Source organism: Mesorhizobium sp. B1-1-5 (assembly GCF_006443065.1).
In the GTDB taxonomy this organism is placed as follows: domain Bacteria; phylum Pseudomonadota; class Alphaproteobacteria; order Rhizobiales; family Rhizobiaceae; genus Mesorhizobium.
In genome coordinates this window covers 1-23,745 of sequence record NZ_VFWS01000076.1, presented here as the reverse complement: position 1 = coordinate 23,745, position 23,745 = coordinate 1, and the positions used below count along the sequence as shown (strand labels likewise).

Here is a 23,745-nt window from a genome sequence, read left to right as displayed (position 1 = left end):
AAATAGCGGTGGCCGCCAACCCTGGCGCGGCCAGCGGCAGCGTGATGCGGCGGAAGGCGCCGAAGCGCGAATCGCCGTCCACCATCGCCGCCTCCTCGAGGTCGACGGGGATCTCGCGGAAGAAGCTCTCCATCATCCAGACGCAGAAGGTGACGTTGAAGGCGGTGTAGGTGGCGATCAGTCCGAGCCAGCTGTCGAGCAGCCCAAGGCTCAGCATCAAGAGATAGACCGGTATCAGGATCACCACCGGCGGGATGATGCGCAGTGTCAGGAGGAAGAGCCCGATCTTGCGCTCCGCGGCGAATGGCAGGCGGAACCTCGCGATCGCGTAGGCGCCCATCGCGCCGAAGACCAGCGCTATCGCGACCGAAAAGAAGGTGACCACCACCGAGTTCGTCAGGTAGGAGCCGAACTGCTTTTCGGTGAACAGCCTGACGTAATTGTCGAGCGTCGGCACATGCGGATAGAGGGTGCCTTCCTGCGTGATCTCGCGGTTGGACTTGAGCGAGGTGGACACCAGCCAGTAGATCGGCAGCAGCACCACTGCCAGCACGAAAATCGTGGTGAGGATGCGCGCCAGGCGGGTGCTCATGATGCGTCGATCCTGCGCAGGAGCCTGATGGCGCTGAAGGCGAGCGCGAGCACGACGAGGCCGATCGTCACGAACAGCGCCGCCGCGTATCCGGTCTGCTGGAATTTGAAGGCGGTGTCGTAGCCATAGATCGAGATCAGCCTCGTCGCTTCGCCCGGCCCGCCTCGGGTCAGCACGAAAACCTGGTCGAACGTGCCGAAGGCATCGATGGTGCGGAGCACGATGGCGACCGCCAGCACCGGCCGCATCATCGGGAAGGTGAGGTCGGCGAAGACGCGCCAGGTGCCGGCGCCGTCGACGCGCGCCGCCTCGAATGGCTCGTGCGGCAGCGATTGCAGCCCGGCGAGCAGGATCAGGAACATAAGCGGCGTCCATTCCCAGACGTCGAGCACGACAAGGCCGATGAAGGCATTGAGCGGGTTGCCGAGGATCTGGACCCCGCCGCCGCCCATGGCCTCTGAGAGCGCCGTCAGCATGCCGGCATCGCTGGCGTAGATCAGCCTGAACAGGATGGCAACGACGACCGGCGTGATCACCATGGGAATGATCAGCACCGTCCTGAGCAGCCGGATACCGCGGAATTCGTGCAGGCAGAACAAGGCAAGCGCGAAGCCCAGCACCGCCTCGATCGAAACCGACAGCGCCACGAACTTGACGGTGACCCACAGCGAATTCAGGAACTGTGCGTCGCTCCAAAGCTGCACATAGTTCCGGAAGCCGACATGGGAGACGGGCGAGCCGTAGCGGTAAGCCCTGGTGCTGGCGCGCAGCCCGTCCCAGAGCGGATAGACGAGCACGCCGAGCACGATCGTCAGGCCCGGCGCCAGCATGAGATAGGGGAGGGCGAGGTCGAGCCCCGCCCCCTGCAGGCGATATTTGCGTGCCTGCATGCCGGTTTGCATCAGTAGTACCCGGCCGTGGTCAGATAGTCCTTGACCTGCTTGGCCGCCGTGTCCAGGGCGGCACCGCCGCCGGAGCCGGCCTGCAAAGCCTTGTTGAGCTCGATGCCGAGCAGTTCCTCGACCTTCGCCCAGTCGGGGGTGCGCGGCCGCGGCAACGCCCCGGCGTCGAGCTGCTGCAGGGCGACCGGTATCAGTCGGTTGCCGGGCTTGGCGATGCCGAAGGCGCTGCGCTTGACCGGGATCGAGCCCGCTTCCGAGAGCTTGGCCTGAGTTTCGGCGCTGACATACCACTTCAGGAACTCGATCGAGTTCGCCTTGTTGGGCGCCGATTTCGGCACGCCGGCGATGAATATGCCCATTTGGGCGATCGCCTTTTCCTGCTTCGGCACGACGCCGAAATCGAGCTTGCCGGCGACCTTGGTCTGGGCGGGATCGTCGGCCTTCAGCGCATTGCCCGAATATTGGATTATGGCGCCGGCATCGCCGCCGAGGATCGCCGCGCCCTCCTGGTCGGAGTCGAACTCGACCACCCCGCTCGGCGCGTTCTGCTTCATCGTGCCGACGAAGAAATCGGCCGAGGCCTTGCCTTCGGCCGAATTGAAGATCGGGTTCCACTTGTCGTCGAAGAACGAGCCGCCGAACGACAGGAAGACCGGATACCAGCTGGTGACGATCGGGTTGCCGGAAACGCCGCGGAAGACGACCGGGTATTTGATCTTGCCGGCCGCGACGCCTTCCTTGCCCTTGGCAATCAGCTCGTCCCAGGTCTTCGGCGCGCCGCCGGTGAAGACGTCGTTGCGATAGGTCAGCGTCTGCAGGTCGCCGACGAAGGGCACGCAAATCAGCGTCGGCTTGGCGTTCTCGAAGCCCTTGACGCGCGGCCCCTTCTGTGGCGGCCAGTAACCCATGTCGATCATCGAGCCGATCCAGTCCTTGTCCGACCCATCGATGCCTCCGGCGCCAAGGTCCTCGAGCACGTTGGCGGCGCCGAACTGCGGCACCCATGGGTCGTCGAGCAGGTAAAGGTCATACTGGCCGGCGCCGCTCTGGGCGTCGGCGAACCACTTCTCGAGCGTCACCCCGTATTCGTCCTCGAGGAACTGGATGTCGAAGCCCTGCTCCTTGGCCAGCGGGATGATCTTTTCCTTGAACGGCGTCAGGCCGCCATCGGCGAAGGCGCCGATGATCACCTTCTTTCCGGCGGCGCGGGCCGGCATCGGCAGGCCAAGCGTGGTGAGGGCGGTGGTCGCCAAAGCCAGGCCAAGCCCGGCCTTGACGACGGAGCGGCGAGTAAGTCTGCTTGAATGCATCATGTCACTCTCCCATTGTTGTTAACCCTGTGGACGGCTGTCAGGCCGTCCGAATTGAAGAAACAGGCGTTCGCCGGGTCGAAGGCGACGCCGATGCTTTCACCCACCACGCCCCGGAAATCGCGGCCGGCCCGTACCGAGACGTTGCCGCCTTCGACGCGGACATTGACCAGCGTCTCGTTGCCCATCGGTTCGACGACGTAGATTTCGCCCGGCAGGGCATCGGGCGTGGCGACGGCGGCAGCGCTGCAGTCCTCCGGCCGGAGGCCGATTTCGGCGACGGAGGCGGCGCGGCAGGCAGCAAGCCGTGCGGCGTCCAGTGGGACGACCTTGCCGGCCACGATGACGCCTTGCTCGCAAAGCGCCGCCGGCAGGATGTTCATCGGTGGGTTGCCGACGAAGGTGGCGACGAAACGGTTTGCCGGGCGGTCATATATCTCGATGGGCGGCGCCATCTGCTGCAGCTCGCCGCCATGCATGACGGCGACGAAGTCGGCCATCGTCAGGGCTTCGACCTGGTCGTGGGTGACGTAGATTGTGGTGGCGCTGAGGCGCTGGCAGAGCCGCTTGATCTCGCCGCGCATGGTGAGCCGCAGCCTTGCGTCGAGATTGGACAGCGGCTCGTCCATCAGGAAGGCCGCCGGGTCGCGCACGATGGCGCGGGCCAGCGCCACGCGCTGCCGCTGGCCGCCGGAGAGCTGGCGCGGTCGGCGGTCGAGCAGATGACCGATCTCGAGCACGGCGGCAACCTCGCCGATCTTGGCTTTTCGCCCGGCATCCGGCGTGCCGCGTATCCACAGCGGATAACCGATGTTTTCGGCGACCGTCATCTGCGGATAAAGCGCGTAGCTCTGGAACACCATGGCGATGTCGCGGTCGCGCGGCTGCAGCCGGGTGACGTCGCGTTCGCCGATAAAGACCTTGCCGGCGGTCGGCATGTCGAGCCCAGCCAGGATGCGCAGCGCCGTCGTCTTGCCGCAGCCCGACGGGCCGAGCAGGGCGAGGAACTTATGGTCCGGCACGGCAAGGTCGAGCGACCGCAGCACGTTGAGCGCGCCGAAGCTCTTGACCACCTTCTGGTACAGAACCGAACTCATCTCCCTCCCCGGCGCGCCATGCTTTCTTCAGGCCTTGCGCTCGTGGACGTAGAAGCCCGCGCCCTCGGCCAGCCTCTTCAGATTCCGATACCCCATCGTGGCATAGGTCAAGGGATGCGCCTTGGCCGGATCCTGCTCGGCTTCCACGACCAGCCAGCCGGAATAGCCCTGGTCGGCGAGGATATTTAAGAGCGTCGGATAGTCGATCGCGCCGTCGCCCGGCACGGTGAAAATGCCTTGCAACACCGCGCCCATGAAGCTCATGTCGGCCTCGCGCGCTTTCTTTAAGATGGCCGGGCGCACGTCCTTGCAATGGACATGCATGACGCGCTCGACATGCCGGCGCAGCAATTGCTCCGGGTCGCCGCCCGAAAAGGCGCAGTGCCCGGTATCGTAGAGCAGGCCGACCGCCTCGCCGGTTGCATGCATCAGCCTGTCGATCTCCGCGTCGGTCTCGACGATCGTGCCCATGTGGTGGTGGAAAGCCATGCCGACGCCGAAATCGGAAAACCGCTCGGCGAGCCGGGTGATCTTGGCGCCATAGGCCTTCCATTCCCCGTCCATCAGCTTCGGCCGCTGCGAGATCGGCTCGTGGATCGCGCCATGCCGGCCGCGCGAGGTGTCGGCATAGACGACGCGCCTGGCGCCGAGGTCGCGAAGCAGCGTCAGATGCGGCCGGATCGCCTCGAATTCCTCGTCCACCTCCTTCTCGCAGATGCGCCCGTCATACCAGCCGGAGACCAGCGCCAGCCCGTAGTGGTCGAGGATGGGCCTGAGCGCGCGGCTCTCGCGCGGGAACTTGCCGCCCAGCTCGGTGCCGGCATAGCCGGCCTCCGCGGTCTCGCTGAGGCAGGTCTCGAGCGGCGTGTCGCCGCCCAGTTCCGGCACGTCGTCATTGGTCCAGGTGATGGGGTTGATGCCAAGTCGAACTGTCGTCATTGCTCGCTTTCCGCCCCGCAGCCATGATGGCTGCGGGGTGTCCTGTCTCGGGAGGAGATGGCTGCGCTTGCCGGCGGCGGGGCGAAACCCTGCCGTTTCGTCAGGCGAGGGGCCCTCCCAGCACCCCGCCTGACATGTTTTGTCGACGTCTTGCCCCAACGTCATTGAGCGAAGTCTACGCCGCTCTGTCTCCATCGCGAGGGCCAGTTTTCCGGAAAATGAAGGAACCAGTTTGTGCGGAGAGGCGGGTGTGGCAGGATGGGGTGATGGACAATCTCGAAATCATTGATCGTCGGCGCGAGGCCTCCCTCTCTGGCCTGCCGGCCATCTCCCCCTCAAGGGGGGAGATCGGATGTCGCGCCGGCTTTCGCCAATTGCCGACGTCGCAAAGAAAAGCGAGGCGCCTGAACTGCCAATCTCCCCCCTTGAGGGGGAGATGTCCGGCAGGACAGAGAGGGGGGCGAAGGAACTCGACCTTGCAGCACAAGCGTGTCGCGGCACGCCATTGCCATTGCATCCATGGGTGGGGATAAACGATGCGCCCCCACCCCAAGCCCCAGGCGTTCCCGCTCGACATGCTGGCCGTCAACCGCTCGAGCCCCGAGCATCTGTCGCGCCAGCTCTATCACGGCCTCGTCGCCATCATCCGCAACCGCACGCTTCCCCCCGGCTCGGAACTCCCTTCCACCCGCGCGCTGGCCGCCGAGCTCGGCCTTGGCCGCAACACCATCGTCGCCGCCTACGACCAGCTCGTCACCGAAGGCTATCTCGCCAACCGCCAGGGCGCCCGTCCGGTCATCGTCGACCTGCCCGAAGGCCCGCGCGAGACACCGACCGAGGAGCCGCCCGTGCCGCTGCGCCAGCCCTCGCTGCGCGGCCAGCAACTGCTCAGCCAGCCCTATCATCACGGCAGGCCGGGGCACGTCGCCTTCCACCCCGGCATGCCGGATGCGCAGAGCTTTCCCTTCGGCGTCTGGGGCCGGCTGGTCGCACGCCGCGCCAGCCATGGCGGCGAGACGCTGTTCGGCACTTATGACGTCACCGGCCATCCGGCGCTGAAGGACGCAATCGCCGGCTATCTCTATTCCGCGCGCGGTGTGCGCTGCCGTCCCGAGCAGATCGTCATCACCACCGGCGCGCAGGCCGCCTTCGATCTTTTGGCCCGCCTGCTGCTCGACCCCGAGGACGCCGTGTGGATGGAGGAGCCCGGCTATTACGGCGCCAAGGCCGCCTTCACTGTGGCCGGCGCAAGAATCCTGCCCATCCCCGTCGACCAGGAGCGCGGCTGGCGGCTCGATGCCCTGGATTTCTCGCCCCGTCTCATCTATGTGACGCCGGCCTGCCAGCATCCGCTCGGCATCACGATGCGCATGGAGGAGCGGCTGCGCCTGCTCGACATCGCCGAGACCGCGAATGCGTGGGTGATCGAGGACGATTTCGACGGCGAATACCGCTTTCAAGGCCGCCCCGTGCCGGCGATCCAGAGCATGGACCGTTCCGGCCGCGTCATCTATGTCGGCACCTTCGCCAAGCTCCTGTTTCCCGCACTGCGGCTCGGCTTCATGGTGCTTCCGCCGGAGCTTGCAGGCCGCATCGTCAACGCGCTTTCCACCACCGGCCAGTTCGCGCCGCTGCTGCTGCAGGCCGCCTTGGCCGACTTCATCACCGAAGGCCATATGAGCCGGCATCTGAAGCGCATGCGCCGCATCTACGCCCAGCGCCGCCAGCTCTTCCGCGAGATCGTCACCGAGCGCCTGCGCGACGAGATCACACTCTCTCCCGCCGAAGCCGGCATCCAGGTGGTGGGCTATCTCAAGGATGGCATCGACGACATCAAGGTCAGCCAGGCGGCAGCGAGAAGGGCCATCAACGTCTCGCCGCTGTCGAAATATTTCCAGAACACGGCCCCGACGCAAGGTCTGGTGCTGGGCTACGCGGCCTGTGACGCCGCGCAGACGCGGGACGGGGTGGAGAGGCTGGCGGCGGCGATAAGGGAGGTGCTGGGGTGAGGGTTTCACGGCCTCGGTAAGTGGCGCCCCGATGTCCCGCTTGGCGAGGTCGCACGGGGCGGCAACCCCGCCGAGGAGCAAATGGCCTCTTCGCGGTCGCTCAACCAAAAAGGTGCATGGAGCGCCGCGCCGCATTGATTGAATCAATTATCCCGATATACAAGCTGATTTCGGGTGCAAATCGCATAGGCTGGCAATCCATTGAGTCGCAATTTTCTGGTGATCGACCCTGAGGAAGGCATGGCCGTGCTTAAGGGCCTTGCCTCTTCGGCGCGCATTTCCATGCTGCGGCTGCTGCATGAGAAGGGGCCGATGAATGTCAATGAAATCGCCTCCGTGCTGTCGCTGCCGCAGTCGACGGTCTCGACCAATATCCAGGTGCTTGAGGATGCGGGCCTGATCCGCACCGAGAACCAGAAGGCGAAGAAAGGCAGCCAGAAGATCTGCTATCCGACCGCCGAGGAAGTGCTCGTGGTCTTCAAGAGCGAGTACCGAGCGGTCAAGAACGACGCGATCGAAGTATCGATGCCGATCGGGCTTTACACCGGCTTCGAGGTCACCGCGCCCTGCGGTCTCTGTTCGCCGGACGGGATCATCGGCCTGCTCGATGTGCCCAACACTTTCCTGGATCCCGACCGTATGAAGGCCGGTCTGTTGTGGTTCACGCGCGGCTTTGTCGAATATCAGTTCCCCAACAACGCCAAGCTCGCCAATACCGAGATTACCGAACTCGAGCTGGTGGTGGAATTGTCCTCGGAAGTGCCGGGCACCAGCGCCGACTGGCCCTCAGACATCACGCTGACGATCAATGGCGTCGACGTCGGCACCTGGACCTCACCCGGCGATTTCGGCGACAAGCGCGGCGTTTTCACGCCCTCCTGGTGGAAGCTCAAGGGCTCGCAATATGGCAAGCTGAAGAACTGGCGGGTTTCCGCTGACGGCACCTATGTCGACGGTGTCCGGATTTCCGAGACCAGCCTCGCCGCCCTCGACCTCAAGGGCCATCATTCAATCCGGGTTCGTATCGGCGTCAAGGACGATGCCGAGCGTCCCGGCGGAATCAATATTTTCGGCAAGGGATTCGGAAATTACGATCAGGACATTCTGCTGAGGATCAAAACCGGTTGATATCATCAAATCGGGTCGCAAAATAGTGTAGTGATTTCAATCTGTTGACTGAATTTACGGCTGCAGCTGCCGGTCAATTGTCAGACTTTTGCTGGTTTTTCGCTTGACGAATGGATGCTGTTTCCCTTTGATATCTAATAAGGTGATTTAAATCACCATTTATGATATTCTCGGAGGAAATGCATGAAGGCGGCCGTCACGGCGCATCCGCGTTATATCGTTTCGAAGATCGATCCCAGGCTCTATGGATCCTTCATCGAGCATCTTGGGCGGGCGGTTTACACCGGCATCTATGAGCCCGGTCACGCGACGGCGGATGACAATGGCATGCGCCGGGACGTCATCGATCTTGTCCGCGAGCTCAAGGTTCCGATCGTCCGCTATCCCGGCGGCAATTTCGTATCCGCTTACAATTGGGAAGATGGCGTCGGCCCCAAGGAAGGGCGTCCGGTGCGCCTCGACCTTGCCTGGCATACGTCGGAAAGCAATGAAGTCGGCCTGCATGAATTTGCCGACTGGTGCGCCTCGGCGAACACCGAGATGATGCTCGCCGTCAATCTCGGCTCGCGTGGGCTCGATGAAGCCCGCAACCTTCTGGAATACACCAATCATCCCGGCGGCAGCGAGTGGAGCGACAAGCGCATCGCCAATGGCCGCAAGGAGCCCTTCGACGTCAAGCTCTGGTGTCTTGGCAACGAGATGGACGGCCCCTGGCAGATCGGCCACAAGACCGCCGACGAGTATGGCCGCCTGGCCCACGAGACCGCCAAGGCGATGCGTGCTTTCTCCAAGTCGCTCGAGCTCGTGGTCTGCGGCTCGTCAAATGCCAAGATGCCGACATACCCGGAATGGGAAGCGACCGTTCTCGATCATACTTACAACGAGGTGGATTACATCTCGCTGCACATGTATTTCGACAATGAAGCCGATGACGCGCCGAACTATCTTGCCATGAGCGAGAAGCTCGACGCTTATATTGTCTCGGTCGCCGGCGTCATCGATTATATCAAGGCCAAGAAGCGCTCCAAGAAGCAGGTCTACATCTCGTTCGACGAATGGAATGTCTGGTACCATTCCAAGGAGCAGGACAAGAAGATCCTTGGCGGCAATGAGGGCTGGCCCTTCGCCCCGCCATTGCTCGAAGACATCTACAATTTCGAGGACGTGCTGCAGGTCGGCCTGATCCTCAACACCTTCATCCGTCGTTCCGACGTGGTCAAGATCGCGTGCCTGGCGCAACTGGTCAACGTCATCGCGCCGATCATGACCGTTCCCAACGGTCCGGCATGGCGTCAGACGATCTTCTATCCTTACCTCTATGCCTCGATCTACGGCCGCGGCAATGCGCTGGATCTCAAGGTGGAAAGCCCGACCTACAGCTCCACCGTCGCCGGCGAGGTTTCATATGTCGACGTCGCCGGCGTGCATGACACGGACACCGGACATGTCACCTTCTTTGCCGTCAACCGCCATTCGAGCGAGGAAATCGAAACCGCGATCGACATAGCGGGCTTCGGCGCGGCTGACATCGTTGACCATCAGCTGATGGCGCATGCGGATCTGAAAGCCGTCAATTCGGCGCAGAACCCAAGCAATGTCGGGCCCAGGAAGGGGACCGGCGCCTCGCTGGCGGGCGGCAAATTGAGCCTGCCGCTGCCGCCCTATTCCTACCAGATGGTCCGCCTGAAGCTCTGACTTCAGGCGCATCGTCGTGCATGGGCTGAGGAGGAGCCTCGACGTGACGGCCGATATTGAGATCAGGAATGTGAGCAAGCATTTCGGCGCCATGACGGTGCTGGATGATCTGTCTCTCTTCATCAAGGCACGCGAATTCATCGTTTTTCTCGGGCCGTCCGGCTGCGGGAAATCGACGCTTCTGCGCATGATCGCGGGCCTCGAAACTGTCGATACCGGCGAGATAGCCATCAACAACGAACGTATCGATCATCTGCCGCCGGGCAAGCGCGGCATTGCCATGGTGTTCCAGTCCTATGCGCTTTATCCGCATATGAGCGTGCGCGACAACATGGCATTCGGGCTCGAGAATATCGGCATGCCGCGCGACCTCATCGACGCGCGCATAAAAGAGAGCGCCCGCATCCTCGAAATGGAGCACCTGCTCGAGCGCAAGCCGGGCCAGCTCTCCGGCGGCCAGCGGCAGCGCGTCGCCATCGGCCGTGCGATCGTCAAGGAGCCGAAGGCCTTCCTGTTCGACGAGCCGCTCTCCAATCTCGATGCGGCATTGCGGACCCGTACCCGCATCGAGCTTGCCCAACTGCACCAGCGCCTGCAATCCACGATGATCTTCGTCACCCACGACCAGGTCGAGGCGATGACGCTCGCCGACCGCATTGTCGTCATGAACAATCGCAAGATCGAGCAGATCGGCTCTCCCATGGAAATCTACGACCGCCCTGCGACCAAATTCGTCGCAGGCTTCGTCGGCGCGCCGGCGATGAATTTTGTCGAGGCGATGCTCGACAGATCAAGCCGGAACGCCACGGCCAGGTTTGCAGACGGCATAGCGGTTCAGACCGAGATCGCCTCCGACCAGACGATCGACGGCAAATACACTTTCGGCATCCGTTCGGAAGACGTGCGCATCGTTCCCGCCGGGCAGGGCAATGCCGATGGCGTGGTCGATGTGCTTGAGCGGCTCGGCGAACGCACCTTGGTCTACGCCCGGCTTGGCGACGGCCAGCAGATCGTCGGCTCGGATGTCGGCAACAGCCGCGTTGCGGTCGGCGACAAGGTCGGGCTCGCCTTCGACGGTCGCAAATCGCATCTGTTCGGCGAGACCGGTCGCGCCTGGCACGCGGGGGAGGTCTGACATGGACGACCGACGGGCGACGCCCCGCACCGCGCTTCCTGCCGCCGGAGTCAGGGCTGCAAGCGTCGACATCTACGCGCCGCAATGGCGAAACTTCATTTTCGTCGCGCCGTTCCTGTTCTTCTTCACGACGCTTCTGCTGGTCCCGCTGTTCTGGGGAATGTGGCTGAGCTTCCACAAGGCCGACACGTTCTCATCCGGAAACTTCGTCGGTTTCGGCAACTATATCAGGCTGTTTCACGACAAGGTGTTCCTGCAATCGGTCTGGAATACCTTTTACTTCGTGCTTCTGACGGTGCCGACCTTGGCACTGATCGGCCTTTTTCTCGCGCTTTGCCTCAACCGCCGCACGCGCACCGCCGCGGTGCTGCGGACCCTGTTCTTTTCTTCCTCGGTGCTGTCGGTCACGATCGTCACATTGATCTGGCGCATCGTGTTCATCCCGAATGTCGGCCTGCTGTCGACGATCTACGGATGGTTCGGCGCAACCGCCCCGGCTTTCATTTCCGATCCCAGCCTGGCGATGATCGGCATCGCCATTGCCACCGTCTGGTGGTGCATCGGCCTGCCGATGATGCTCTTTCTCTCCGCCCTCCAGCAGATTCCGCAGGATATTTACGAAGCGGCAGCCCTGGACAATGCCAATCGCTGGCAGACGTTACGCTCGATTACGCTGCCTTCGATCAAACGAACCTTCGTCCTGGTGGTCATCGTCCAGATCGTGCTGCAGTTCCAGCTGTTCGGCCAGGCCTGGCTGATGACACGCGGCGGTCCGAACAACCTGACCAAGCCGATCGTGCTCTACATCTATGACACCGCGTTCCGTCGCTGGGATCTCGGCATGGGTGCCGCGGCTTCGGAGGTGCTGTTCATCCTCATCCTGATGGCGGCCATGGCCCAGTACCTGGTCACACGCAACAAGGCAGGTCAGGCATGAGGGCTCCAGCCATTTCCATCAAGGGACGCGCATTCGGCGACCGCGTGTTGCTGGCTCTGGTCATCCTGCTTTCCCTGGTCATGGTCGCGCCGGTTCTGTGGGTTGTCGGCCTGTCGTTCAAGGAAAATGCCGAGCTGATGGCAAATCCGAATTCGGTGTTTCAGGCGCCCTATACGCTGAAGAACTACATCAACACCATCGGCACCTCGTCGGTGTTCGTCTGGGTGTTCAACAGCATCATCGTCTCGGGAGGATTGACGCTCGGAACGCTGATCCTGTCATCGCTCGCCGGCTATGGCTTTGCGCGGCTGAATTTCCCCGGCCGAAACGTCCTGTTCGTGATCGTCCTCTTCGGCCTGGCGGTTCCGGAACAGGCCGTGCTTGTCGCGCGCCATCAGATCTTCAGCATGCTGAACTTCCACAACACCTATCACGGGCTCATTCTCCCGGGCCTGTCGGCTTCTTTCGGCGTCTTCCTGATGACCCAGTATTTCAAGGCCATCCCGAAGGAGCTGGACGAAGCCGCCATGCTGGACAATGCCGGCCGGTTCAGGACGTTCTGGAAGGTTCTTTTGCCGCTCACCGTGCCCGCCCAGGCAACACTCGGCATCTTCACCTTCCTCGGCGCGTGGAACGACTACTTGTGGCCGCTGATCTCGGCAACCAAGAAGGATATGTACACGCTGACGGTCGGCATGGCCTCGACACAGACCAATTTTGCCCAGTCGGAAGGCATCGGCTTCTTGATGGCGCAGGCGGTGTTCGCCGGCGCGCCGATCCTGATCGTCTACCTGTTTTTCCAGAAATACATCGTCACGGCCGTCTCGGGCGCTGCGGTGCGATGACGAGATTGCCTGACGGCGGGCGTCGCAGCAATTGAAGCATGAAGCCAGTCCAGCGTGGAGTGGCGCAGACTCAGTAGGAGGAACTGATATGAAAATGAAGAAAGTCCTGTTTGCAGCGGTCTCGGCGGGCGTGCTGATGCTCGCAAGCCCGAGCCTTGCAGCGACGGAATTGACGGTGCAGCGCTTTTTCGGTGCCTGCGATGCCGATTTCGGCACCAACACCGATGTCGCCAAGGCAGTAGGCGAATGCGGCATCATCACCTCGCTGATCAACAAGTTCAACGCCGACAACCCCGATGTCCACGTCAGCGTCAGCACTGTGGAATGGCCGGGCTATGACCAGCTGACCGCGCAGTTTGCTTCGGGCGATGCTCCCGACATCGTCACGATCCATGAATCCGCGCTTTCGGATTACCAGTCCAAGGGGCTGTTGATGCCGCTTGACGATCTGTTGAAGTCCGTCGGCGTCACACCCGATGCCTTCACGGACGCGGCGCGCAACGGCGCCACCAAGGACGGCAAGATCTATGGCCTGCCGATCGACAGCTGGACGATGCTCTATCACATCAACATGGATCTCTTCAAACAGGCCGGCCTCGTCAATGCCGACGGCACGCCGATCCTTCCGACGTCACCCGAGGAATTGCTCGCCCAGGCCGAACAGTTCAAGCAGAAGACCGGCAAGCCCTACTTCGTTCAGAACCTCGCCAATGAAACCGCGCTCTACACGCGCAATCTCTACACCTATCTCTTCCAGCAGAATTCCGATTTCTTCGCCGATCCAAAGCATGTGAAGCTGAACACGCCGGAAGCCAAGAAGATCGTCGAGATGTACAAGGCGATCTTCGACAAGGACTACACCACCAAGGACCTCGACTACGGCGGCGCTATCAACGCTTTCCTTGCCGGTGGAGGTGGCGTGCAGCTCAACGGCACGTGGGTCGTCGGCGACAACAACGCGCAGTCCGAAACCAAGGGCACGGCCCTCAACAAGGGCGGCTATGCGGTCTACCCGTATCCGCAGCTATTTGCCGGCGCCCATGCGCAATATGCCGACGGCCACACCTGGGCAGTCTCGCAGAAGGACCGCACACCCGAGCAGACCGCGGCCATCGGCAAGTTCCTGAAGTTCTTCGCCGACCATGACTTCGACTGGTCGCGCACTGGCCACCTGCCGGCCTACAAGGCCATCATCGCCTCGGACGCCTTCAAGGCGCTGCCGCATCGCAATACCATCGCCGCGGTCGCCGATCTCGGCAGGCCGCTGCCGTCGGCGGTGCAGCGCCAGTTTGCGATCCAGGACATTGTGGGCGAAGAGATGAGCGCTGCGATCACCGGCCAGAAGGACGTCGATGCCGCGCTTGCCGACATGGAAAGCCGCGTCAACGAATTGCTCGCCAACATTTGACCGCAGGTTTCTCGAGAACGCTCTCGATGCCCGCGGCAGAAGGCCGTCGCGGGCATTCTTGGCAAATGAAGCAGCACCCGCTTCTTAGGACCGTGGGAAATTTTCAGGCCACGTCCCGCCGATTTGGCTTGCGATCGTCAGCCGCGAACGACGGCAGCAGCGCCAAAGGCTTCCTGGTGGAATCCGTCGGGCTTGCTGGGCGCTTCCGACATCTCGTCGTTCGGCGGCTGGCGCCGCTTTCAGTCTGATCGCGTTCCCGTTTGAATGTGTCGTCAACGGCCCGCGCGAACTGCTTTGCGTGGAATCACTGCCGGGCAAGTCATCCCGAACGATGACGAAGAGGGTGTCGTCGTTGCCTTTCAGCGGAACACCCTGCTGCCGCTCAACGATTGCTATTATGCGCTGCTGCCGACAGTCCCGAACCTGACGCGTGCTCATGCCAGACGTCGAGCACTGCGGCAACGATTGCTTCGGGCGCATCTTCCTGGACGAGGTGCTTGGCGTTGGAGATAACCGTGAATGACGCGTTTGGAATACGCCTCGCGAGTTCCTCCCCATCCTTTAGCGGGATGAACTCGTCTTCGGCGCCCCACAGGATCGTCACTGGGCAGCGAATCTCGCCGTAGCGCCGTTCGACCTCCTCGCTGTATTTGTCGTCCATTTGAGCGATCTGGCGCCAGAATGCCTTCTGCCCCTCTTCCTCAAGCCAGGGATCGAGATAGAGCCGCATCTCCTCCTCAGCCAAGGTGCGCTTGACCGCCGCGCTGATGTACGCGCGCAGCATGGCCTCATGGACATAGGCGGGCAGTCCGGCGAACACCTCTCCATGCGCTTTCGCCGCCTGCACCAGCGCTGAGCCCTGCGGGCTGATCGCGACCGGGTCGATCAATACGAGGCTGCGGTAGTCGACACCGTCAAGCAAATGCGCACGCAGCGCCACCGAGCCACCGAAGTCATGCGCCACGATATCGGGCTGCTCGGCACCCCAATGGTTTACGAGTGCCGCGAACAGGTTGTTCTGAGCGCCGTGCAGGACGTCGCCCTCGGGCTTGGTCGAGCGCCCATAGCCGAGCATGTCGTAATAGAAGACCCGTCGATGCCGCGCGAGCCATGGCACGATCCGCCGCCATTCGAGCGAAGAGAATGGCGAGCCATGCATGACGACCGCAGGCGGCCCTTCGCCGATGACGCCCCAGGCGATCTCATCACCGTTGAAGTCGAACCGCTCGGGCATCTGCCAATCCATGGCTTTTCTCCTGATCAGTTTTTCACTGGGATGGAAATCACTCGTGCTCCGATCATTCGCCACAGCGTTTCGGCTCCTTCCGCGACTCGCGTCCTCTCAACGAGACTGGTCATGTCGCAGACCTTCATTCAGATGCTGTCAGTGCCCGCATAGCGCGGCGCTCAGTATGTCGACGAGCAACGTGCCGCAACGCCGATCCGGATCGCGATCGGGGTCATAGATCGTCACCTCCATTCCAATCACGCGCGGGTCGGCGCACCACGTGCGTAGCGCCTCGACCGCTTCTGCCGGCAAGAACCCTCCGGGTTCGGGTGTATCGACGGCAGACATGATCTCGCTGTCGAGTACATCCACATCGAAATGGATAAACACGCCCTCGACGGCATGTCCTCCGACCGCGTCAAGGGCGGCGCGCGCCGCATCGCTAACGCCGCGGCGGCGCACCTCGGTCAAGTCCATTCGCTGCACCCGCGTCTCGAATAGAGCGCTTGACGTGTACGTCGCCGGGTCCCGCAGATCTCGATAGCCGAATGCGATGGTATCAGCTTCCTGGAACAGTGGTGTGTGCTCGCCGAACTCGACCAGAGGAGCCGGCCCGTGACCAGTTACAAAAGCCAGGTCCATCCCTGCCGCTCCTTTCGATGGCGACGTCGCCGGGAGTTTGAAGTCGGTGTGGCCGTCAAAGAAGATCAGACCGTAGCGGCCACGCCGGCGCAGGGCGAGAGCGGGGCCGAGCAGGACGCTGCAGTCGCCGCCAATAATGAGAGGAAATCGTCCGGCATTCAGCTCCTCGCGCACAGCATCAGCGAGCGTCTCGGAATAGCGACGGAGCGCGGGCGCATTGCGTACGCCGGTTGTCGCATCGACCTCGGGACTATAAGGCGGAGCGGAAACTGTCCGCGAAGACTCTGCCCCCAATCGCTCGCTGATGCCGAGCGACTGAAGCACGTCGGGCGCTTTCCGCGCGCCAGGCTCGCGCTCGCCGGGCTGCGGCATGAGCCCAAGGTTTGAAGGTGCTGCAATCAGCGCGATTCGGCGCGTTGCCGTCGCATCGGCTCGCATCATTGTGTTGAATGCCATCCCGGTTCTCCTAGTCATGTCATTGGCTGTACTTAGCAACCGATCCTGCCGATTCTGTTTCCGCCGCAAGGTTCTTCAGTGCAGTGAAGTAGATGGAGTCAGCTGCCGTTGTCGGGCCGTGGACTCGCTCCTCTTCGGCCGTCAAAAGGTCGATGAGGAAAGTGGCGAGGTTCGCCTCGTTCAGCCTTGCTGCCACGTGGCGGTTGCGCGGGCTGTGGCGGCTGCTTCCGCTGCCATGGGCGAAGAGCACAAGGCCAAGAGCATCCGGAGGCAACGAAAGATTGCCCTGAAGTGTGACAGCCCCCGCGGGAACATGCACGACGTGCTCGCTATGCCAGTCCATATCTACCTCCGCTATGGCGATCTGGTGCCGCGCGCCGAACCCGCGGCCGCGTGCCCAGCCAACTCTTCTTCGGAAGCGGCAGTCTTGTCGGAAGCGGCAGGCTTGGGCGCGGACCTGGCGAGGAGCGCGCGGACCTCCTCATCGCTCGTCTGTGAGAAATCCATATACCAGCGCCCGACACCGAGCAGCGGCTCTGGCGTCGTCGCGCAAACGACTTCGTCGGCGTCCGCCCGCATCGCGTCGCAAGTGTCGGGGCTACCGACGGGAACGGCCGCGACGATATGGGCGGCGCGGTTTTTTCGCAGCGCCTTGATCCCCGCCCGCATGGTCGATCCGGTCGCGAGCCCGTCATCCACCAGGATAATGGTCCGTCCATTCAACTGCCGCGGGGCCCGCCCGGTCCTGTAGAGGCGCTCACGGCGCAGAAGCTCTTTTTCCTCCTTTGCAGCGGCCGCGTCGATGACCTGCGGCGGGATCCCGAGGCCGCTGACGATTTCGTCGCTCAGGACACGTACGCCTGAGGGCGCGATTGCCCCCATGGCCAGTTCCTCGTGGCCGGGAACGCCGAGTTTGCGCACGACGAAGACGTCGAGCGGCACCTTGAGTGCCTGCGCGACCTCGTAGCCAACCGGCACGCCGCCTCGGGGCAGCGCCAGTACGATCACGTCGTCGCGCCCGGCAAAGCGAACGAGTTCCCCGGCCAGTCGCCGCCCGGCCTCGCGGCGATCTGAAAAGATGGTAGCCATGACCTTCGATCCCCGTGCATCTGCTTTCCCGGTGCATGTCCTTTCAGCCTGCGGCCAAATCCCGTGGGATGACCGCGGCACCGGTATCGTTTTGGAACTCGCTCGCTGTCTCGACGTTCCAAGAATAGTTTCGATCGCGAGGTGGATCGAGCAGACCGCGATCCGTGCTCTGGACGCCTGGCGATCTCGCGATGCGCAGCAGGAGGCGGGTTTGGCGCCTCAGCAATCAGAGAGAGGAACACCCCATGCAAGTTCAGGAGATCATGTGCCGTCGGACCGAACTGGTCGGCCCGAACACGACGATCAGGGATGCCGCCCGGAAAATGCGGGCCGACAATCTCGGCGCCCTTCCGGTCGGCGAGAATGACAGGCTGGTCGGCATGGTGACGGACCGCGACATTGTGATGCGTGGCGTCGCCGAGGAGCGCTTAGCCGGCAATACGACCGTTCGCGAGGTCATGTCCGAGCATGTCCATTGGTGCTTCGACGACGCCGATATTACGGATGCAGCGAAGATCATGGCCAAGCATCAGGTGCGTCGTCTTCCGGTGATCAACCGCGACAAGCGTCTCGTCGGCGTCATTGCTCTGGCTGACCTCGGGCGGGCCGATGAGGAAGCCGCCAAGATCGCCCTTGAAGGCATTTCCGAGGCGACGGACGATCCTCGGCGCTAGAGCAATTCCAGGAAAAGTGCGTAGCGGTTTTCCGTCCGGAATTGCGTAAAAACAAAACTGAGAGCGGTTTGGCGATTCCGTGAAACGCTGAACCGCTCTAGACGCTCGCCTGAGCGGTTACGGCCATGCGTTCTCCTCCGTCGGGGCTGAACGCCCTCTGCTCAGGCAGCCTTCAGGTTGGCCACTATCGCGCTTTCACGTCTATGCGGCGTGTCTTGTCCTTTGCAGCGGGGTTCTTCGGAAGCTCGACAGCCGACAAGAATGCGCGTCGGAACATGCCATCGCGGAACAACGGGCCGGCACGGCTGTTTGGTCAATCCACCTAGTCGGATTTGAACGGAAGGAGATTTCGATGAACGCCACCGGACTCGACGTATTCGACAAGACACTGCAGACCACGAACATCTGGCTCGACGAGATCATGGACGAGATTGGACCGGATCGGCAGGTCGCCTGGCACGTTCTCGGAGCGGTGCTGCACGCCCTGCGCGACCGTATCCAGCCGGATCTTGCAGCCCACCTCGGCTCGCAATTGCCGATTCTGGTTCGTGGCGCCTTCTATGACCAATACCAACCCTCCAAAGCTCCCGAGAAGGTGCGGTCGCTCGACGAGTTTCTGGCCAAGATCAAGGCGGAGCTTGAAGTCATCCGCCCGCTCGATTCCAAGGATGCATTCAGGGCCGTGTCCAAGGTGCTTGCCCATCATGTCGAAGAAGGACAGATGCACAAGGTCTGGGACTCCCTGCCAGGAGAGATCAGACGGGTCGCCGAAGCTCAGCAAGCGGCGTGAACGGCGCCGGCGCGGGTTTCTCGGTCGCAATCTCCAGGGGAAATAGCAATGCCGCTCACCCTTATCAGCCCGGCTTTCCCGGCAGGCGGAAAAATTCCCGAAAAATACGCGCGCGACGGCCGGAACGTCTCGCCGCCGCTGAAGTGGTCCGGTGTTCCTGACGGGACCAAGAGCCTTGTTCTTGTCGTGCAGGATCCCGATGCGCCAAGCGGGACGTTCGGGCACTGGGCGGTCTTCAATATTCAGCCGGATGCCGGCGGACTCACCGAAGCCGAAGATGGCAAGCCCGGCCCGTCGGCACTCAGGCAAGCCACCAACGATTTCGGCAATGCCAATTACGATGGTCCGCAACCGCCTGCGGGGCATGGCGTCCACCACTACTATTTTCGGCTGGCCGCGCTCGATGTGCCGAGCCTCGGCGTGCCGGGACAGGCGGGCGTGCATCAGGTCTGGAAGCAAGCCCAGAAGCACGCATTGCAGGAGACGGAGTTGGTCGGAACCTACGAACGGCCAGCATGAGGCCGGCGGCTGGTCGCCGCCTTCACAGCGACCGCCTTCACAATGCAATTTGGGCAAGCGGTTTTCGGGCGGGGCCGTGGATGACCGAACCGTCGGCGGCAAAGATCGAGCCGTGGCAGGGACAATCCCAGGTGCGGTCGGCATTGTTCCAGGATACGGTGCAGCCTTTGTGGGTGCAGGTCGCCGAAACCGCCTGGAGTGCACCTTCGGTGTCTCTCCACGCCGCAATCTTTTCGTCTCCCCTGACGATCACGCCACCCATGCCGGGCGCGATATCGTGCGTGCTCGAGACGATCGATTGACTGCGGCCATTCTTGTGGAAGTCCTCGGGATAGGGCCGCGCCGGATCGTAGAGTTTTTGCCATCGGCTTGGGCGGGCGCAGATCAGGTCGGCGATCATCGTGCCCACGACCGTTCCGTTGGTGATGCCCCAGGCGTTAAAACCCGTGGCAATGTGGAAGCCGGCCGCCTTGGTGGGATCGGGTTCGCCGGCGTATGGGATCCTGTCGGCCGTGTCATAGTCCTCATTGCACCAGCGCCACGCAACGTCACCGACGGGAAGGTTCTTTCTCGCCCATTTTTCCAGTTCGACGAACCGCCTCGCCACGTCGCCATCCCAGCCGGTGTTGAATTTCGGGCCGAGCGCGACCAGCAGTGGACCTTCGGCATCACGGCCCGTGCGGATGGAATGCGTCGGATCGTCGATGCCGATGAACATGCCGTCGACAGGGAGGGGATCATCGATCCGAAAGGCCATGGCGGTGTGGCAGCGCGGTTGCGTCCGGTTCGCCATGCCGACGGGACTCTTCACCGTCATGTTGGTGGCGACGACGACGTCCTCGGCATCAACGGCGCCGCCATCGGTGACGACGCGCCAGCGGCTTGCCTCGTCGATCGAGGTGGCGCGGCTGTTTTCGAAGATGCGGCCGCCATGGGTTGTCACCGCTGCCGCCAAGCCGATCAGATACATCGCTGGATTGAACTGCGCCTGGTCGGGGAACCGTAATGCTGCGGTCGTTTCGAAAGGCAGCGGCGCGCGCTCCAGGAGATCGGCCTCCAGCCGGACCTGGCGCGCGGCCTCCGCCTCGGCCATGACCTCCGCGCGCCGGCTTTCACTGCACGTGTAGGTATAGGCGTCCTTGCTCTCGAGATCGCAGGCGATGGCGTAGTTGTTGACCCAATCGCGGATTTGTTGCGCGCCAGCGGAATTCGCGTCGGCGTAGTCCTGGGCCAACTCCCGGCCGACAGTGTCGATGAGATGACGATAGATCAGTGCATGCTGCGTGGTGATCTTGGCCGTCGAGCGGCCGGTGACCTGGCCGCCTGTCCGCAGGCCTTCGAGGACGACCACCGACCGGCCCGCCTCGCGAAGGCGAAGCGCCGTCGTCAGGCCGACAATTCCAGCCCCCACGACAACGGCGTCCGCACGGACCGAACCTTCGAGCCGGGGAAAGTTCGTGGCAGTGGCTGCCGCAACCCAACAGCTTCCCGGTTTTCCCGAGAGAATGGCCATTTCAACCGCGTCCCTTGCGTCTCGATGAGCTTCCATCGACAACCGGGCCGGCGGAGGAACGTTCCCGGGGTTCCTCGCTTTCAGTCGATCGCTCGCCACCCCGGGTCAGAAAAGCGCCGGGAAGGTGCGAGGTGCAGGCCATCACCCAAGTGATCGCCTCGCGGTCGTATTCGTCGCCCGAGCGCCAGTCCTCGAAGAAGGCGTTCAGCCAGTCGACACGCCCCGGCCAGATACCGGCGGCCTGCAGGCCGAGTGAAACGCCGTAATTGGTGAAGGCGAACTTGGTATCGCCCAGCCATGGGGCGCGGCTGAAATAGCCGGGCGGGTCGACCCACATCGTTTCCAGGGTTCGCAGCGAACGCCTCGTCTGCGCCTCTGCCCATGGCTCGTCGGGAAAGAAATGGGCGAGCCACAGCATCATGCCCAGGCCGAGGTCCTGCTCGATATCGAGGGTGCGCCAATCCCGCTCCATCAGGTCACGCATTTGCGCGATCTCGACCGCCAGTGCGTCCTCACCGAGCATCCGGTAAGAGACGTAGCCGTCATAGGCATCCATGCTGCCGAGACCGTAGCCAGGATATGGGCCGCTCAGATCCTCCTGCATCTTCCAGATCACGCCGCGGCCGGGGATCACAAAGGCTGGGTGAATGTCACGCGCCAGCGCAATGCCGCGCTTGCGGTATTCCGGCTTCAGATCGCCGAGACGCGCCAAGGCGAACAGCCACATCGCCAGATAATGGAAATACTGGCCGTCGCGATCCGCCGCCTCGCCGATCCTTAATCCGCGCCGGCGGCCGAGCACACGCTCGACATCGGCCACCAGCCGGTCGGCCGCGCCCAGCCAGCGCTCTTCGCCAGTTTCTGTGTAGAGCGAGACATAGAGCACGACGCCGAATGCATCGGTCCAAAGATACCGCAAGCCGTTGGGCCAGATGCCTTCGGCGCGCAGCCAATCGAGTTTTCGCAGGACATAGTCAACGTCATGCAACATTGCGCCAAGTCCTAAAGCTGGCAGACAAGTCCTAAATTGGCAGAACCTAACCGATATTCGGCACCGCGCGATGCGAGCATGCCGAATTTCGAGCTCTCCTTCGTCCGGTTGATCTGGCCAATATCGCGAAACGATCTGATCGGCGGCGGGTTCCTTGGCCGCTTTCCCCGGCGCGACCGGATATCCTCGTCCTGATCACGAGTTTCGGGTCCAGGCACTCATAGCGGGATGTGCGAGGTTGCCAGGCGTTTCGGGGCCGACGTGGTTTTGCCTACCCGGGTTTCTCAGCGCTTACGCCGCTCAGCCTTGAAGGACTTCAGCTAAGCAAAGCCTAGTGCTAACTGCCTGTTATGCAATGAGAAATTGGCGCACCCGACAGGATTCGAACCTGTGACCTCTGCCTTCGGAGGGCAGCGCTCTATCCAGCTGAGCTACGGGTGCTTCCCGGGAAAACGAACCGCCCGGTGAGCCGGCCAGCCACGGCTTCATAGCGGAAGCCGCTTCGGGCTTCAACGGCCAATTGGCGATTGCGCGGCGGCCTGAGACGGATTGATTGTCTCACCGATAGCTATCGGACATGGCGCTCCCCTCGACGTCTCGGCTTCGCCGAGCCAGCAAGCCGGGCGAGCCGCGGGTTTCGCCGCCGTTCGGACCTCCCGTTTTTTGGGAGCGAGGAACCCAAGCTCTGCGGCTTCATCCCTCCGCCTCCACCTTCGCCACCCTCCTTCTCACCGCCCTTGTCGCCCGCTTCTGCTTCTTTGCACCCGCCAGCTCGTGCATGGCGTCCAGCTGCATCTGCTGCATTTCGGCCAGCCGCTGCCATTGGCGCGAGATCAAATAGTCGAGCTTTTCGTGCAGGTGGCGCACTTCGAGCTCGGCTTTCAGGTTCACCCGGTAGTCGTTGAAGGAGCGCAGTCGGTCTTTGGCTTCCTGCCGCTTCTGGCTCATCATGATCACCGGCGCCTGGATGGCGGCGATGCAGGAGAGCAGAAGGTTGAGCAGGATGAACGGATAGGGGTCGAAGGCGTGCGCCAGGCCGGCGATCAGGTTGATGCCGATCCAGACCAGAAGCACGGTACCGAACGAGATCAGGAACCACCAGCTGCCGCCGAACTCGGCCATCGTGTCGGAGACGCGGTCGGCGAAGGAGCGGTGCTCCTCGAACTCCTCTTCCGAGTTTTCCGAGATCGTGTCTTGTCTCGCGATCGATTCCACCACCTGGCGGTCGAGCTCGGAGAACTCGCCGTGCTCCTGCTGCAGCAACTCCTCCATGTAGCGCATGCGGTAGCGGCCGAGCTCCTCGCGGCTGATGCGGGCGCCGCGCGGCAGGTCGGGATGGTCGGAGCGGATGCGGTCGGCAAGGCTGGGCCGCAGGTCGTCGATGCGCACCAGGTCGCGCTTGCGGAACTTCCGGCCGCTGATCGCCGAGGGTTTTTTCTTCGGCTTGATCCGGCCGGGCACATGCGGCTCGGAATCCGGCACTTCCGGCGCTTCGAGGATCTCGTCGGCTCCGTGCTGGGCATCCTCCAACACGGTTTCCGCCTCGAGATATTCGCCGGCGACATCGTTCTCGTTGTCCGCCTGCTTCTGCGCGGCTGCCTTCGGGTCGCTGGCCATGGTCGGTGCTCCTGTTCGAGGCTTTGCGATACGATACGCCAAGCCGGCGCGGCATATCCATGGCCAGTATGAATCTCGTGTGACAGAACAAGTTCTTGTGATTGGGCGCCGCTTCGCCTGCCGCCGTACACAATTGTCGGTGGTGGCGCAGCCCCCCACTCCGTCTCGGGCTTCGCCCGAGCCACCTCTCCTCCACCAAGAGGTAGGGGAGAGGTAATAGCGCCGCGCC

The 23,745-nt window shown here is 62.7% G+C and carries 21 protein-coding genes, 1 tRNA gene and 2 pseudogenes; 11 read left to right on the top strand and 13 right to left on the bottom strand.

The genetic code is table 11. From position 1 onward, the window contains the following. The 5 genes from FJ980_RS20675 to iolE all read right to left on the bottom strand — a co-directional run. Window positions 1-592: carbohydrate ABC transporter permease (locus tag FJ980_RS20675; protein ID WP_140545637.1), on the bottom strand; the 592-nt coding region annotated here is incomplete at its 3' end. Beyond that, window positions 589-1,482, bottom strand: coding sequence for a sugar ABC transporter permease (locus FJ980_RS20670; protein ID WP_181181270.1), 894 nt, complete (start codon window positions 1,480-1,482; stop codon window positions 589-591). The genes FJ980_RS20670 and FJ980_RS20675, both read right to left, overlap by 4 nt. 11 nt (window positions 1,483-1,493) lie before the next feature. Then, the gene (locus FJ980_RS20665; protein WP_140545635.1) at window positions 1,494-2,807 is read right to left on the bottom strand and encodes an extracellular solute-binding protein; all 1,314 of its coding nucleotides are present in this window, start codon (window positions 2,805-2,807) and stop codon (window positions 1,494-1,496) included. Continuing rightward, window positions 2,804-3,901 (bottom strand): ABC transporter ATP-binding protein, encoded by a 1,098-nt coding sequence (locus FJ980_RS20660; RefSeq protein ID WP_140545634.1) that lies wholly within the window; start codon window positions 3,899-3,901, stop codon window positions 2,804-2,806. Before FJ980_RS20660 ends, FJ980_RS20665 begins: the two co-directional genes overlap by 4 nt. Window positions 3,902-3,928: 27 nt before the next feature. Further along, window positions 3,929-4,840 (bottom strand): myo-inosose-2 dehydratase, encoded by a 912-nt coding sequence (gene iolE / locus FJ980_RS20655; RefSeq protein WP_140545633.1) that lies wholly within the window; start codon window positions 4,838-4,840, stop codon window positions 3,929-3,931. Window positions 4,841-5,376: 536 nt separating this feature from the next. Here iolE and FJ980_RS20645 point away from each other — a divergent pair. The 8 genes and pseudogenes from FJ980_RS20645 to FJ980_RS35445 form a co-directional block, all read left to right on the top strand. Then, complete coding sequence (locus tag FJ980_RS20645; RefSeq protein ID WP_140545632.1) at window positions 5,377-6,849, top strand: PLP-dependent aminotransferase family protein; 1,473 nt, start codon at window positions 5,377-5,379, stop codon at window positions 6,847-6,849. 201 nt (window positions 6,850-7,050) lie between these two features. Next, entirely contained in the window at window positions 7,051-7,977 is a 927-nt protein-coding gene (locus tag FJ980_RS20640) for a helix-turn-helix domain-containing protein (protein WP_140545631.1), read from the top strand. Window positions 7,978-8,160: 183 nt separating this feature from the next. Beyond that, window positions 8,161-9,672 (top strand): alpha-N-arabinofuranosidase, encoded by a 1,512-nt coding sequence (locus FJ980_RS20635; protein ID WP_140545630.1) that lies wholly within the window; start codon window positions 8,161-8,163, stop codon window positions 9,670-9,672. A 43-nt stretch (window positions 9,673-9,715) separates the two neighbouring features. After that, window positions 9,716-10,807, top strand: coding sequence for a sn-glycerol-3-phosphate ABC transporter ATP-binding protein UgpC (gene ugpC, locus FJ980_RS20630; protein ID WP_140545629.1), 1,092 nt, complete (start codon window positions 9,716-9,718; stop codon window positions 10,805-10,807). Window position 10,808: 1 nt separating this feature from the next. Further along, window positions 10,809-11,744 (top strand): sugar ABC transporter permease, encoded by a 936-nt coding sequence (locus FJ980_RS20625; RefSeq protein ID WP_140545628.1) that lies wholly within the window; start codon window positions 10,809-10,811, stop codon window positions 11,742-11,744. Continuing rightward, a complete protein-coding gene (locus FJ980_RS20620; protein ID WP_140545627.1) occupies window positions 11,741-12,589 on the top strand; it encodes a carbohydrate ABC transporter permease in 849 nt (282 codons plus the stop codon). Before FJ980_RS20625 ends, FJ980_RS20620 begins: the two co-directional genes overlap by 4 nt. 88 nt (window positions 12,590-12,677) lie before the next feature. After that, window positions 12,678-13,997, top strand: a complete 1,320-nt coding sequence (locus FJ980_RS20615; RefSeq protein WP_140545626.1) for an extracellular solute-binding protein — start codon at window positions 12,678-12,680, stop codon at window positions 13,995-13,997. A gap of 333 nt (window positions 13,998-14,330) precedes the next feature. Then, a pseudogene (locus FJ980_RS35445) lies at window positions 14,331-14,432 on the top strand (IS481 family transposase); the annotation flags it as partial. A 31-nt stretch (window positions 14,433-14,463) separates the two neighbouring features. Here FJ980_RS35445 and FJ980_RS20605 read toward each other — a convergent pair. The 4 genes and pseudogenes from FJ980_RS20605 to FJ980_RS20590 all read right to left on the bottom strand — a co-directional run. Then, a pseudogene (locus FJ980_RS20605) lies at window positions 14,464-15,156 on the bottom strand (alpha/beta hydrolase); the annotation flags it as partial. Between the two features lie 225 nt (window positions 15,157-15,381). Continuing rightward, entirely contained in the window at window positions 15,382-16,323 is a 942-nt protein-coding gene (locus FJ980_RS20600) for an arginase family protein (protein ID WP_181164962.1), read from the bottom strand. Window positions 16,324-16,342: 19 nt separating this feature from the next. Then, window positions 16,343-16,666: a hypothetical protein gene (locus FJ980_RS20595; RefSeq protein ID WP_140545624.1), complete on the bottom strand. Its 324-nt coding sequence runs from the start codon at window positions 16,664-16,666 to the stop codon at window positions 16,343-16,345. Window positions 16,667-16,677: 11 nt separating this feature from the next. Then, window positions 16,678-17,412 carry a phosphoribosyltransferase gene (locus FJ980_RS20590; protein WP_140545623.1) on the bottom strand — a complete coding sequence of 245 codons (735 nt, stop codon included), beginning with the start codon at window positions 17,410-17,412 and terminating at the stop codon, window positions 16,678-16,680. A 164-nt stretch (window positions 17,413-17,576) separates the two neighbouring features. Between FJ980_RS20590 and FJ980_RS20585 the strand changes: the two genes are divergently transcribed. From FJ980_RS20585 to FJ980_RS20575, 3 genes are all read left to right on the top strand, one after another. Beyond that, the gene (locus FJ980_RS20585) at window positions 17,577-18,086 is read left to right on the top strand and encodes a CBS domain-containing protein (RefSeq protein ID WP_246673459.1); all 510 of its coding nucleotides are present in this window, start codon (window positions 17,577-17,579) and stop codon (window positions 18,084-18,086) included. 352 nt (window positions 18,087-18,438) lie between these two features. Next, window positions 18,439-18,876 carry a DUF2267 domain-containing protein gene (locus tag FJ980_RS20580; RefSeq protein ID WP_140545622.1) on the top strand — a complete coding sequence of 146 codons (438 nt, stop codon included), beginning with the start codon at window positions 18,439-18,441 and terminating at the stop codon, window positions 18,874-18,876. Between the two features lie 48 nt (window positions 18,877-18,924). Next, entirely contained in the window at window positions 18,925-19,395 is a 471-nt protein-coding gene (locus FJ980_RS20575) for a YbhB/YbcL family Raf kinase inhibitor-like protein (RefSeq protein WP_140545621.1), read from the top strand. A gap of 37 nt (window positions 19,396-19,432) precedes the next feature. Here the strand turns inward: FJ980_RS20575 and FJ980_RS20570 are convergent, their stop codons facing one another. From FJ980_RS20570 to FJ980_RS20555, 4 genes are all read right to left on the bottom strand, one after another. Further along, the gene (locus FJ980_RS20570; protein WP_140545620.1) at window positions 19,433-20,908 is read right to left on the bottom strand and encodes an FAD-dependent oxidoreductase; all 1,476 of its coding nucleotides are present in this window, start codon (window positions 20,906-20,908) and stop codon (window positions 19,433-19,435) included. 1 nt (window position 20,909) lies between these two features. Further along, window positions 20,910-21,899: a hypothetical protein gene (locus FJ980_RS20565; RefSeq protein ID WP_246676489.1), complete on the bottom strand. Its 990-nt coding sequence runs from the start codon at window positions 21,897-21,899 to the stop codon at window positions 20,910-20,912. A 364-nt stretch (window positions 21,900-22,263) separates the two neighbouring features. Further along, window positions 22,264-22,340 (bottom strand) — tRNA-Arg (locus FJ980_RS20560). Between the two features lie 252 nt (window positions 22,341-22,592). Continuing rightward, a complete protein-coding gene (locus FJ980_RS20555; protein ID WP_140545619.1) occupies window positions 22,593-23,516 on the bottom strand; it encodes a DUF1003 domain-containing protein in 924 nt (307 codons plus the stop codon). Window positions 23,517-23,745: the final 229 nt, after the last annotated feature.

What these genes read in the sequence shown, in the direction of transcription:
- FJ980_RS20670 (WP_181181270.1), bottom strand. Translation starts at nt 1,482, where the DNA reads ATGCAGGCACGCAAATATCGCCTGCAGGGGGCGGGGCTCGACCTCGCC.
- FJ980_RS20665 (WP_140545635.1), bottom strand. Translation starts at nt 2,807, where the DNA reads ATGATGCATTCAAGCAGACTTACTCGCCGCTCCGTCGTCAAGGCCGGG.
- FJ980_RS20660 (WP_140545634.1), bottom strand. Translation starts at nt 3,901, where the DNA reads ATGAGTTCGGTTCTGTACCAGAAGGTGGTCAAGAGCTTCGGCGCGCTC.
- iolE (WP_140545633.1), bottom strand. Translation starts at nt 4,840, where the DNA reads ATGACGACAGTTCGACTTGGCATCAACCCCATCACCTGGACCAATGAC.
- FJ980_RS20645 (WP_140545632.1), top strand. Translation starts at nt 5,377, where the DNA reads ATGCGCCCCCACCCCAAGCCCCAGGCGTTCCCGCTCGACATGCTGGCC.
- FJ980_RS20635 (WP_140545630.1), top strand. Translation starts at nt 8,161, where the DNA reads ATGAAGGCGGCCGTCACGGCGCATCCGCGTTATATCGTTTCGAAGATC.
- FJ980_RS20625 (WP_140545628.1), top strand. Translation starts at nt 10,809, where the DNA reads ATGGACGACCGACGGGCGACGCCCCGCACCGCGCTTCCTGCCGCCGGA.
- FJ980_RS20620 (WP_140545627.1), top strand. Translation starts at nt 11,741, where the DNA reads ATGAGGGCTCCAGCCATTTCCATCAAGGGACGCGCATTCGGCGACCGC.
- FJ980_RS20615 (WP_140545626.1), top strand. Translation starts at nt 12,678, where the DNA reads ATGAAAATGAAGAAAGTCCTGTTTGCAGCGGTCTCGGCGGGCGTGCTG.
- FJ980_RS20600 (WP_181164962.1), bottom strand. Translation starts at nt 16,323, where the DNA reads ATGGCATTCAACACAATGATGCGAGCCGATGCGACGGCAACGCGCCGA.
- FJ980_RS20595 (WP_140545624.1), bottom strand. Translation starts at nt 16,666, where the DNA reads ATGGACTGGCATAGCGAGCACGTCGTGCATGTTCCCGCGGGGGCTGTC.
- FJ980_RS20590 (WP_140545623.1), bottom strand. Translation starts at nt 17,412, where the DNA reads ATGGCTACCATCTTTTCAGATCGCCGCGAGGCCGGGCGGCGACTGGCC.
- FJ980_RS20580 (WP_140545622.1), top strand. Translation starts at nt 18,439, where the DNA reads ATGAACGCCACCGGACTCGACGTATTCGACAAGACACTGCAGACCACG.
- FJ980_RS20575 (WP_140545621.1), top strand. Translation starts at nt 18,925, where the DNA reads ATGCCGCTCACCCTTATCAGCCCGGCTTTCCCGGCAGGCGGAAAAATT.
- FJ980_RS20570 (WP_140545620.1), bottom strand. Translation starts at nt 20,908, where the DNA reads ATGGCCATTCTCTCGGGAAAACCGGGAAGCTGTTGGGTTGCGGCAGCC.
- FJ980_RS20565 (WP_246676489.1), bottom strand. Translation starts at nt 21,899, where the DNA reads ATGTTGCATGACGTTGACTATGTCCTGCGAAAACTCGATTGGCTGCGC.
- FJ980_RS20555 (WP_140545619.1), bottom strand. Translation starts at nt 23,516, where the DNA reads ATGGCCAGCGACCCGAAGGCAGCCGCGCAGAAGCAGGCGGACAACGAG.